This is a genomic window from Colwellia sp. BRX8-4, assembly GCF_014077345.1.
Lineage (GTDB): Bacteria > Pseudomonadota > Gammaproteobacteria > Enterobacterales > Alteromonadaceae > Colwellia_A.
The window spans coordinates 55,855-67,686 of the sequence record NZ_JACGVS010000022.1 but is presented as its reverse complement, the minus strand read 5'-3'; the positions used below and the strand labels follow the sequence as shown (position 1 = coordinate 67,686).

The 11,832-nt window shown below is 36.9% G+C and carries 9 protein-coding genes and 1 pseudogene; 4 read left to right on the top strand and 6 right to left on the bottom strand.

Annotation, left to right across the window (positions count from 1 at the left end; all coding sequences use genetic code 11):
* Positions 1-96: 96 nt before the first annotated feature.
* Positions 97-321 (top strand): hypothetical protein, encoded by a 225-nt coding sequence (locus tag H4J56_RS16200; RefSeq protein ID WP_182250765.1) that lies wholly within the window; start codon positions 97-99, stop codon positions 319-321.
* Positions 322-506: 185 nt separating this feature from the next.
* Here H4J56_RS16200 and H4J56_RS19800 read toward each other — a convergent pair whose 3' ends face one another.
* From H4J56_RS19800 to H4J56_RS16190, 3 genes and pseudogenes are all read right to left on the bottom strand, one after another.
* Positions 507-1,748 carry an ethylbenzene dehydrogenase-related protein gene (locus H4J56_RS19800; protein WP_404842487.1) on the bottom strand — a complete coding sequence of 414 codons (1,242 nt, stop codon included), beginning with the start codon at positions 1,746-1,748 and terminating at the stop codon, positions 507-509.
* 3 nt (positions 1,749-1,751) lie between these two features.
* Positions 1,752-2,303, bottom strand: a pseudogene (locus H4J56_RS19795) (NapC/NirT family cytochrome c); the annotation flags it as partial.
* Positions 2,304-2,390: 87 nt separating this feature from the next.
* Complete coding sequence (locus tag H4J56_RS16190) at positions 2,391-4,019, bottom strand: cytochrome D1 domain-containing protein (RefSeq protein ID WP_182216678.1); 1,629 nt, start codon at positions 4,017-4,019, stop codon at positions 2,391-2,393.
* 421 nt (positions 4,020-4,440) lie between these two features.
* Between H4J56_RS16190 and H4J56_RS16185 the strand changes: the two genes are divergently transcribed.
* Positions 4,441-5,007 (top strand): bacteriohemerythrin, encoded by a 567-nt coding sequence (locus tag H4J56_RS16185; RefSeq protein WP_182216676.1) that lies wholly within the window; start codon positions 4,441-4,443, stop codon positions 5,005-5,007.
* A 513-nt stretch (positions 5,008-5,520) separates the two neighbouring features.
* Here H4J56_RS16185 and H4J56_RS16180 read toward each other — a convergent pair.
* Positions 5,521-7,734, bottom strand: coding sequence for a TonB-dependent hemoglobin/transferrin/lactoferrin family receptor (locus H4J56_RS16180; protein WP_182216675.1), 2,214 nt, complete (start codon positions 7,732-7,734; stop codon positions 5,521-5,523).
* A 732-nt stretch (positions 7,735-8,466) separates the two neighbouring features.
* Entirely contained in the window at positions 8,467-9,675 is a 1,209-nt protein-coding gene (locus H4J56_RS16175; protein ID WP_182250761.1) for a lytic murein transglycosylase, read from the bottom strand.
* 152 nt (positions 9,676-9,827) lie between these two features.
* Here H4J56_RS16175 and H4J56_RS16170 point away from each other — a divergent pair, with 152 nt between their 5' ends.
* On the top strand, positions 9,828-10,154 hold the full coding sequence (locus tag H4J56_RS16170) for a DUF6172 family protein (protein WP_070375914.1): 327 nt from the start codon (positions 9,828-9,830) through the stop codon (positions 10,152-10,154).
* Between the two features lie 24 nt (positions 10,155-10,178).
* A complete protein-coding gene (locus H4J56_RS16165) occupies positions 10,179-11,036 on the top strand; it encodes a PA4780 family RIO1-like protein kinase (protein WP_182221863.1) in 858 nt (285 codons plus the stop codon).
* A gap of 10 nt (positions 11,037-11,046) precedes the next feature.
* Here H4J56_RS16165 and H4J56_RS16160 read toward each other — a convergent pair whose 3' ends face one another.
* Positions 11,047-11,823 carry a pseudouridine synthase gene (locus tag H4J56_RS16160; RefSeq protein ID WP_182259606.1) on the bottom strand — a complete coding sequence of 259 codons (777 nt, stop codon included), beginning with the start codon at positions 11,821-11,823 and terminating at the stop codon, positions 11,047-11,049.
* Positions 11,824-11,832: the final 9 nt, after the last annotated feature.

Below are 11,832 nucleotides of genomic sequence, written 5' to 3'. Positions count from 1 at the left end.
CTACTACTACTACTACTACTACACTTAGCAACACGTATTTAAGCTTGGCAAGATTGGTTTTTACAACCTAATGCTTAAACGCCAACAAAACAAGACATGCTGTTTGAGCTAGTATCTATCATTGCTAAAGCCGCCACTGGAGAGTTAGGCATAGCTTTGCTCCCTAAGTTTCTTATTCGAAATCAGCTTGATAAAGTAGAGTTTTTACCGGCACTCGACTTACCTTTAACAAACAGTTTTGGATATTATTGGGTTACTCCCTTTGAACAAATAACTTACCCCCATAATCGCTTTCATAAAATGGTTCTTTATACCGGCTAAAAGCTAAAAAGTCAGTGTTCTGTCATTCAAAGCTATAATAAAATCGCTCATTGCCATAGCGCCCTGATGCCCTAATGCCGTGTAACAAGAATGTCAATGAACAGCCATCCTGAATATAAAAAAGCTCCAAAGTTGCACTTTGGAGCTCAGTAAATAACCCATTGCTAATAATGTTTATAGCGGTGTTAAAGTTTAACGGCGTTAATTTCTGCGTTATCGTTATCAAGTGCTAACTTATAGCCAAATGATACATGATGGTAACGAGCGCTTGAATAATCATCATGTATCGCGAAGCCAAAGTTATATACTGCACCTGCGGCAATACTGACATCACCCACTTTGTCAGATTTAAGCTTACGTTTAATGACCACAGACCAAGTACCATTTTTCAATGACGCTTCAACTTCCGCGCCTTGACCTCCATGCATATTACGTTCAGCTAATATTTGACCATCTTCAACTTCTTTGCTGCCAGATTTATAGCGAACAATATCCATGTATTTATTTTCAGCTTCCGCAGCATCAATATCACTCTGGCCTTTCAATTTATCCCAACCACCCAATGCTTTATCACCACGGCCTTTTATTTCTAATTCAGTACGCGACTCTTTCAAGTACTTAGTAACACCTGAATTTAAATTTAAGCGTGTAGCGATATCTGAGCCGATGAGTTCCTCTTTTATCGGCGCATAAGGCATAGAGTTAGCGTCAGCATGGCAGGTTGCCCAACACCCAGCACGGTCAGCATATTCAACATCGTCCGTTGCTAACATAAAGGCTAACTTCATTGGGTTATCAGGATCCATTTTACCCCCTTCAACAAACGGAACTGGCGCATGATCACCGTCAGCCCAACTAAACCTCAAATATAAGCTTTCATCATCATGGCTAGCATCAATTGTTACGGGGAAACTTCCTCGCTTACCCGGTATTATGTTTGGCTCAAGTTCCTTCTCACTTTTACCTGAAACAATATTTTCACCAATATCAGCAATTTCTTTACCATGACATTCAATACAACGGTCACCTTTACTAAAAGCACGTTTACCACCATGTGAACGGCCTAATATCCATTCTAACGATGCAGTTCCCGGATAAAAAACGCTAATATCTGTGGATTTTGCTTTTGACCAATCAACATTAATCGTGCTGCTAGAACTCGTCGCTAAAGCATTATCAGTTATTGCTTTATTAGCGGTTGAATTAGTACCTGCATTGGTTAATGCTGCTTGAACTGCTTGTTCAATTTTTTCATCTATCTTCGCTTTCTCAGCAAGCTCTGCTTCCTTGATATCTGCAGCATCTTTGGATTCTTTTGCTTCTACTCGCGCTAAACCATCAAGGTACATTTGCGGTACTTCGCGAATAAATTCAGGGTTTGGTGCTTCAAGAGCTTCAAGTGCTTCATCTGACAATTGATCTCTCACACCATGGTGAGCAATACCTTTATGACAATCAATACAGGTTTGCCCTGTTTCAAATGCATTTAAATGCTGCTTGCGAGCCCGAGGTTTTTGATATTCTGGATTCATAGACTCAAAATTATGACAATTCCGACATTCTCGTGAATCAGTATTTTTCATCGCTTTCCAAACGCTCTGAGCAAGTTCAAAACGATGTTCATTAAATTTTTCTTTGGTATCTAATTTACCCGTTAACCAAGAGAATACTTCTTTAGAGGCTTGTATTTTACGCACCACTTTGTGGATCCAAGGTCTAGGTACGTGACAATCAGGACAACCCGCTCTTACGCCAGTTCTATTTGAAAAATGTATGGTGGGTTTATATTCCTGATAAACATTGTCTTCCATTTCGTGACAGCCGATACAAAACTCTGTGGTGTTTGTTGCTTCCATCGCGGTGTTAAAGCCACCCCAAAAAACAATACCGACAACAAAAAAGAGCACAGCTCCGGCTACTGTTGTACCCAGCAGGAGTCGACGAGACCAAAAGCTAGGTTTAGTTATTGTGTTATTTACCATAATTAACTCGTAGGAATAAAGCGAAAAATTAAACAAAGAGTGCGAGTACAACGGCTGTTGCACTCGCATTATTAGTCAAATGACTAATTAAGTTTTGTGGTTCATACGATTATGAACGTTAAACTTACCAGTAGGCGTTGTTAAACCCTTGATACGATGTAACTCTTTAAGCGTTTTTGCATCGTAAATTACAATCTCACCCGTAGGGTTTCTAGCATCTTTACGATTCCAAACAGATACCCAAACTTCAGTACCGTCATCATTAAACTCCATATGCAGTGCCGCTTTACCTGGCTCGGTTGTTACACGGATAGTTTTAACGATTTGGTGAGTATCTTTATCAAATACTTGTACTGATTGTTGAACTTCTGGCTCAGGATGTTTCAACTGATCAGCCCAAACATATTGTGAAGTTTCATGAGTACGGATAAATGCACCAGCACCATCTGTTTCAACTTCATAGCAAAGTTTCCAAGCTTTATCAGGATGACCCATAGGATCATTGCCCCATACTGATACTAGGCCAACACCTAAGTGAGTTGTGCCACCAACAGGACCACATTCTTTATCAATCCAGTTAGCGCCAGGACCAGGATGCGGTAATGCATCAACTTCAATCATCGCTTCTAACTTACGTTCAATAGTATCAATCACAACCATTTTATTTGAAGCATTAGCCGCAATTTGGAAGTAACGACCAGAGGGATCAAAGAAACCATCATGCAAAAATTCTGCTGAAGCAATACTAGTAATGGTTAAGTTATCTAAGTCTGTATAATCAACTTGTAGCATTTGACCAGTTTCTTTAACTGCCACGATAAATGAAGACGTTAAAGGCGAAGTGTAAATAGCAGCTACACGTGCTTCATTGATGAATTCACCTTTAGTATTGTAACCACGAGTAGATACAACTTTAAGTGGGTTTAATGTTACTGCATCCATAATAACGAAATGCGCAGGCCAGTAACCTCCAGCAATTACGTATTTTCCATCGCCAGAAACTGCGATATCACGAGCGTCATAAGCCATTTTAGTTTCAGCAACTAACATTTTGTCAGGCGTTTGCCATAAATCAATTTTATTTACTTTACCGTCACGACCAATGGTGTACCAAAAACGTCCAATATCTTTTGCATGGTCAACTTTATGATGTTCTGTACCTTTAATGACATGTACTGCGTAACCCGTATCGAGGTGAGCAATAATTTTCTTAGTATCACCATCAATAATGGCGGCAGTACCTGCGTCACGTTCGATAACAACAAAGAAGTTTTTCCAATTTAAACCATGCATTGGTTTAGTTGGATAATCTTTCGGTGCTACATATTCTTTGGTGTAAGAGCGCATTTGCGCTAAAGACATTTCTGGAGGAATAGGTGGTTCCATCTGAATGAAGGTCGCTAAATTAGCTATTTCTTCTTTACTGAATAAATCGTCAAAGTTATTCATACCACCTTCAGTACCTAAAGAAATAATCTTCTCTAAACGTTGCTGGCCTTTTTTTAAAGTATTTTCAGGCTCTAAATTTTTGCCTGTTGCGCCTTTACGCAAAGTACCATGACAACCAGCACAGCGTTGAAAGTATTGTAATTTCGCTTTATCAAAGTCAGCCTCAGACAAAGTCGGCTCTGTTGCTGATACAGACAGACTAATACCAGTAACGGCCATTCCTATTGCTAAACCAAGTGCTGACAAGCCATATTTAATTATTTTCATCGTCATTCTCCAGATATTTTTACGAGCTTAATGTTTTGGATAATTCTTATTTTTTCAGTGTTCTACTCTAATTTTATTTTTATTAGAATTTCGGTTATTTCGCTTTAATAAAAGTCGAAACTGAAACACCAATAAACAAATTCGTCGTTGTTAACGTTCTGGTCTACGCGCTTTATTATTGAAAGCAACTTAAAATCAATTACAAGAAAAAGTGTTAGTCCAGTAAACAAATGTAACTATTCATTACTTCAGGAATAAATAACCTGATTCAGATCAAGTTTTAAAAGTTTTAGTCATCAATGAATTTGCAACTTGATCAAGGTCAATAAATCAGGCGTTTTTAGAAGACTTAAGCTATTTTCGTATTAGAATCACCACAGAAACCAACTACTTAACCACATTAATTTTAGGGGTATTATTTATGAATAACCGCACTAAGTCTTTACTATATGCCGCCACTATTGGTTTGATTATTGTTGCTATTTTTTTAGGCTTTTTATCAAGCATGGCCAATCCAGTTTCTTGGGTATTAATTGTTGTGCTAGCACTGGTACCTTTGATTTATAAGAAAACAAATCAAAGCAATCAGCTGGAGTGGCAAGAAGAATATAGCGTCGGCATTGAAAGTTTAGATAATGATCATAAAAAACTGATTAACTTACTTAATCAGTTCACTACTGCCTATGACTATGCGATGAGTGAAGATTTTGAACGTCAAGCATTGAGTAATTTAATTGCTTACACAAAATATCATTTTGAACGAGAAGAAAATTTACTTGTTGAGCATAATTTTATTGATGTTGAAGCCCATAAAAAACAACATAAGGTGATGATAGCTCAAGTTGAATCATTCGTTAGCTTGTATGATGAAAAAGGTCATGACGCACTATCTGAAGTCAGTAGTTTCTTAAAAGAATGGTTAATTAATCATATCAATGGCACCGACAAAGAATATACCCAGTGCTTAACAGCACATGGCGTAAAGTAAGAAGTATCCAAAAATATTACTCAAAAGAAATCTCTATTATTGTAGAAATTATTGCTAGTGATCGGCCGCTTTATTACGTTTGTTTGTTTATCACCTAAAGAATAGTGTTTCAGAGTAAAAGCAATAAAGGTTCAATTTAAGCCTTGTTGATTTTACACCAGGGTAAGGATTATTCTCACTCAATGTATTGACGAATAAAACTCAACACACATAACCTGAGTATTGCCTTATTTTAACACTGCTGCCTGACTCTCCTACTGCATCGATATAAACAGAAGTGTCGATAACATCGATGCAGAGAATGATAATGCAGGCACGCCACTGCACTATTTCGTACCTTGATGTAGCTATTCAGTTTTTTATCAGAATCAAAACTGATCGTTGACGAACAAAGATACACTCATCCCTTGAAAGATAGGCTGTCTAAAAATAGCCATCATGAACATAAAAGCCTATTCATAATAGGCTTTTTATTCATCTTAAGTTCTTGTGTTAATATTTTTCTAACTTAAGCTACCAAGCATACTTGATTTGTACTGAGCCATTAATGCCCGCCGCAGCTAAGGTATCTAATAGTGGATCATTCGCTTCAAATCCGTTTACGTCAGACCAATGAGCGTATTTTTTGTCCGTTATATTATATATTGCTGCAGCTAAAGTTATTTTATCGCTAAAACTGTAATTAACCACCAAGTCAAACGTTGTATAGCCAGACGTTGTAGCTAACTTATTGTCGGGATCATCAATATCTGATTTTCCATCAACTAAGCTGGCATTAAATGCAATAGATGCATTTTCATCAGCACTTAACCATTGCACACCAAGTAGAGCATGATTGGGTTGTATTTCATTTAATGGTTGCTCTGTATCTTTATTTTCACCATCGCTCCAAAATAAATTACCATAGGCAGTTATACTATTATTGCTATTAAAAACATTATCAAATTTACCTTTGTAGCTAAGTTCAACGCCATAGATTTCTGCATTATCAATATTTTGAGATTGAAATATTAATCGTTGCACTGCTGGATCAAACCCTAAGTTAACTTTTGTTTGAATAAAGTCTTTATAATCATTTAAAAAGCCAACCAAGTTAAATGTATGTTGTTCAATATCAACGCTATAACCTATTTCATAGCCATGAGTTTTTTCAGATTTTAAATCGGCGTTTGGAATGGCTCGCATTTTAAACATTGGAATGTCTAAACCAATATTAGCGTCTTCAAAAGGGGGAGCTCGAAAACCTTTAACGTATTGAAGATAGACTTTGCTGTTATTATTTATTTGATAAACAACACTCAATTTAGGTGAAAAACTATCTTCACTGATATAAACAATTTCAGTAGCAGGATTATCTTCTAAATACATAACATCAGGTTTAGGTGTTAATTTATAACGATCATAACGAATCGCCGGAATAATGGTGAAATTAGTACCCTCTATGGCAATTTCATCATTAATATAAATACCTAACTCTTTAACCTCTGAAATAGGAAAGTCTCTTACAGGAAATACCTCAGATAAAATGTTATTTGTTGACACACCTGTGGCTATATTAGTTTGTACACCGTTTCGCATTTCTTTAGTTTTACTCTTATTTAACTCTAAGCCATAACCAATATGCTGAGTGGTACCACGAGTATCAATATTAGTATAAAAATTAAACCTTAATCCTTGCACTTCTTGTTCATAAAAAAAGTCTCTGTCATAAAGGTACTCTTTACCCCTAGATACCCTGCTTTCATCAGTGAGTTGTTGTGTTTCAGTATTTTGATCATAAAGTCGAATATAACCACCTTCTAACCAATCATTTTCTAAAACAAAATCATAAGTTACTAAAAAATTTTCGCGAACAGTTTCATCATCACCTAGTAATAAATGAGTTGACTCAAAACGCCCTAACCCCAAAATTGCACGCATATCACTTTGGCTATCACGTGAAAAGTAATCATAACTAAAACTGATTTCTTGGTTGTCTGATATTTCATAATAGTACTTAGCAAGAAAAGACTGAGTTTCGTTATCTTGAATATCTTTAGCTAAATCTGTTGATGTGTTGTGATCAAACTCATGGCCTTTGCGCAAAGACCCTGAAAATAGCGCACTAGACTTACCATAAGCAAAAGCTGTATTTAAAGAAATAGCCTTACTGTCATCAATTGAGTAATAACCTGTTTTTAACCCCAAATAGACATCTTTGTCTGTTTGGCTGAGTAAATCAGATGGTTTTTTAGTCACATAAGAAATCACCCCACCTATCGCATCACTGCCATATATACTTGACGCAGGTCCTCGTAGAATTTCAACTTGTTTTATCAAATCAGGGTCGATCATGTTTCTGCCTGAGTTTGAATAGCTACCGACATTAAATTGTTCTGCAACCGGTACTCCATCTATTTCTGTTGCAATACGATTACCGGAAATGCCACGAATCGCAATATTTGAATCACCGAACCGACTGCCAGAATTAATAACATTGATACCCGCTTGATAACGAACAAGATCAGCGATATCGTGCACTAATTGTTTATCGATTGTCTCGCTATTAATGACTGAAACAGCACCGACAACGTCTTGAATTTTTCGTGGTGTTTTCCCAATAATAACGAGAACTTCAGTTTTTTCATCAATGCCTTGATGAATAACATCGTTGTTGTTTGCTATAGCAAAATGTGACGGTAATAAAATAGCTGTTAACGCTATATTAATTAATGACTTTTTATACATGTTAACTTCCTGTATGACCATAAAGTAGTAAAAGTGCTTTAATAATTCATCAGCAAAATTTTTGTATTTTATCCCAATGCAAATAAAATAATTCAACTGCCAAGTACATTATTTTGAAAATTCCAGCACTTCATATGAGTAATGTGGCGATTATAAATTAACGAAAAAGAAAAATGATGATCTTAAACAATACATACATACACAATGGTTGGCTGGAAAGGCTATTTGTTAAAAATTAGATCTACATCATGTTTTGAGATAAAGAAGGATGTTTATAGCTTATTTATTTAACATAAAATGCAATTCATCTCTTTGTTCTTTGAATGATGGTCATTACAGGAAAACGCTATCAAACGACAATATACTGGAGTTTTTTATTGATATAGCGATAAAAGGGATGTTATGACTTAGCATGTGACTGGGCGAAAGATTACCGCAAAACTGGCCGAGTGTTTTGCATAAAACGTCACAAATATTAAAAATCGTGCCGATGTAAAACTAGTATTAACGCACTTAATTTTGAGTAGGCACTTAGCTGAAGATTAAACATTAGGGTAACGCAAAAGACATTACTGAGCATAGACAGACTCAGTAATATCAACCTACTTGAACTTCCCTTTTCTTCGGCGCCATCTTTTCAATTGGCGTATATAAGCGTCTTAATAAGACTTAATGAGTATGTAGTCACTCAATTGCATAAGCATAAATATCTTAACTAAGAGATAAATAGAGTTATCCTTGAATACCTGCTTTTATTAATACCGCACTATTGGGGAAACCGTCGGCGATTAAATTATGTTGTAATTGATATAAACGAATAGCTTTACGACTTTTTGGTCCCCAAATACCATCAGGTTTTCCAACGTCAAAACCTAACGTATTAAGCTTTTCCTGAAGCGCTTGTAGTTCAGCAGGCTTGTATAATACGTCCTTATCTTGAGCACTGACCTTTAAGCCGCTAGCCCCTTGAATACGGTTAGCTAACAAGCCAACAGAAAGCGCATAATTCTCAGACAAATTCCACTTCATAATAACATTAAAATTAGGGTAGACTAAAAATGCAGGTCCACCAGCGCCAGCAGGTAAGACTAACTCAGCATCAATTTTATAATCAGATAAAGCAGTACCATTAGCACGTGTTACGCCTAAAGCTTTAAAGGTTGCTAAGGGATAGAACTGATCAAACTCGACTTGTTGAAAAGCAAAGTTTTTTGGCAGCTGTACTTGACGACCCCAACGCTCTTTTTCTATCCAGCCAATGCTATTTAAGTAATTAGCCGCACTCGTTAACGCATCGGCTTCACTTTGCCAAACATCTACTTTACCGTCATCATCGCCGTCTAATGCATACTTTCTCAATGCTGAAGGCATAAACTGCATATGCCCCATGGCTCCGGCCCAAGAACCAGCGAGTTGCTTGGTGGTGACCGTTTTATTATCGATCAAATGAAACAGATCAAATAATTCAGCGGTAAAGTATTCACTACGTCGCTCATCACAGGCCAATGTGGCTAAAGAGTTTAACACCGACATTTTCCCTTTGTTTCTACCAAAGTTAGTTTCTAAGCCCCAAAAAGACACTAAGTACTGTGCAGGAATGCCGTATTTTTTAGACAATTTGTCAAACAGCTCTTTATGCTCAGCTAATTTCTTTCTACCGGTTTGGATGTGATAATTAGTTAAGCGTAATTTTAAATAATCAGCAAAGCTTTGACTAAATTCAGGTTGGCGTTGATCGAGCTCAATCACGCGTTTTATCGGCGCAAGCGCTGGAATAATATCATTAACAATATAGCCTGAATAACCAGCAGATTCGGCCTTGACCTGCAAATTATTGATACATTGAGTAAAATTGTTATTACCCGAAGCATTCACTACTAAGGGCAATGTTGTTAATGAAACAAAAACTAACTGGGAGAAACGTTTAATAACGGATGACATAACAGAAAAACCTTATAAAAAATTGAATAAAACATCGAAAAATATAACCAAGTTCACTTTAGCAAATACTAACTGTCGCACCCAAGGAAAAATTAACGTAAAATGCAGATCATATGTAACAAATTCTCTTAACAATATCATTTAGGAACGTCATGAAAAAAACATTCAACATCACTCACCCAAAAATTAAAGTTGCTCGCTTATTTGAAGGTGTAAAACATGATGTGAAAAAATACATAAAAAGAGAAAGAAACAAAAAGCTGCCTGCTGGCGTTGATTTTTGGGATTTTGACTCTAAATATGGTATCACCGAAGCAGACGCAGAAGTTGTACACTTATCTGCACTTAATAAACATATCGACGAAGCTGAAAAGCTTGGCTTAACTTCATTCTATGTAGAGATCGTCGTAAAAGAAGGTTTCCGTTCAGTAAAACCGCTTGGTGAAGACGAAGACTTCGACGAACTTGACGAAGAATAACTTCAAAGCCGATTTAATTAAATAATGAAAATACCTAAAAGACTACAACCCCTGGTTGACGATGGACTGGTTGACGAAGTAATCAGTCAATTAATGAGTGGCAAAGAAGCAACTGTATATATGGTACGTTGTGGCGATGATATTCGCTGTGCCAAAGTATATAAAGAAGCCAATAAACGCAGTTTCAAAAAAGCCGCTCAATACCAAGAAGGTCGAAAAAGCCGTAATAGCCGTCGCGCACGCGCGATGGAAAAAGGCTCAAAGTATGGCAGAAAACAACAAGAAGATGCTTGGCAGAATGCCGAAGTTGAAGCCCTTTATACATTAGCTGCTGCTGGTGTACGAGTGCCTCAGCCATTTGGTTGTTTTGAAAGTGTGCTGTTAATGGAACTGATCACCGACGGTGAAGGCGATGTTGCACCGCGCTTAAATGACATAATATTGCCACGTGAACACGCCATTGAAGACCACCTTATCATGATGAATTATGTAAAGATCATGCTTTGCGAGGGTATCATTCATGGTGATTTATCAGAATTTAATGTCCTAGTTGACGAATACGGTCCTGTTATTATTGACCTACCACAGGCTGTAGATGCCTCAGCCAACAATAATGCTAAAAGCATGTTACTGCGCGATGTTGAAAATATTACTGATTATTATGCTCAATTTGCCCCAGAATTAGCAAAAAGTAAATATGCTCAAGAAATGTGGGCCTTATATGAAAAAGCAGAATTAACACCAGAAACCGAGTTAACGGGCCTATTTAAGGAAGACACAAAATCGGCTGATGTTGATACAATATTAGAAGAAATAAAAGCAGCATTTGCTGAAGAACAGGAACGATTAGAGCGTATTAGTGACGCTGATGAGTTAGATTAATCTATTATTATCAGTTAGTAACAGTCGTTGTAAAAATACCAAGTACTTCATCATCCGTTAAAAATCGACTTTGACCTACAGGTAGATTTTCATCCAAGAATAAGTTTCCGATGGCTTGTCGATGCAAGCCTATAACGGGATTACGAAACCGACCAAACATCCGCTTAATTTGGTGATAACGCCCTTCAATTAACTTAACTTCAGCAATATATTGATTAGTTTGTTGGCCTACAGTATTAGTGATAATTGTTAATTTTGCTGGCTTAGTGGTGATATTTTCAAATTCAAAATACATCCCTTGTGCAAAAGCTGACTGATAGTCATCTGTTAACGGGTTTTGTAAAGTGACTTGATAGCACTTTTCTACTTTATGCTCTGGGGACATAAGTCGTTCAGACCAACGACTGTCGTTGGTCAGTAACAGTAACCCGGAAGTATTTAAATCGAGTCGACCAACAATATGTAAGTTGTCTTTTTCTTCGTTACCACTGTCGCTAAATAAGTTTTGCTCGACAAGTAGGTCTATGACCGTTTTGTGTTGTTTATCTATCGTTGCACTGACTACACCAATAGGTTTATTAAGCATTATATAGAGCGCACGATTATCTTGTAAAATGTGACCATCTAGAGTGATTTTTGAGAACTTATCAATTCGTTGGCCAATATCATCTGCAATAATAGTATCTACCGCTATACGCTTTTTCGCTAACATTAAGCGCACAGCTCTGCGACTAACGCTGCAATTTTCACTAATGAAACGGTCGAGACGAGCAGTACTTAATGACATAAATAGGCA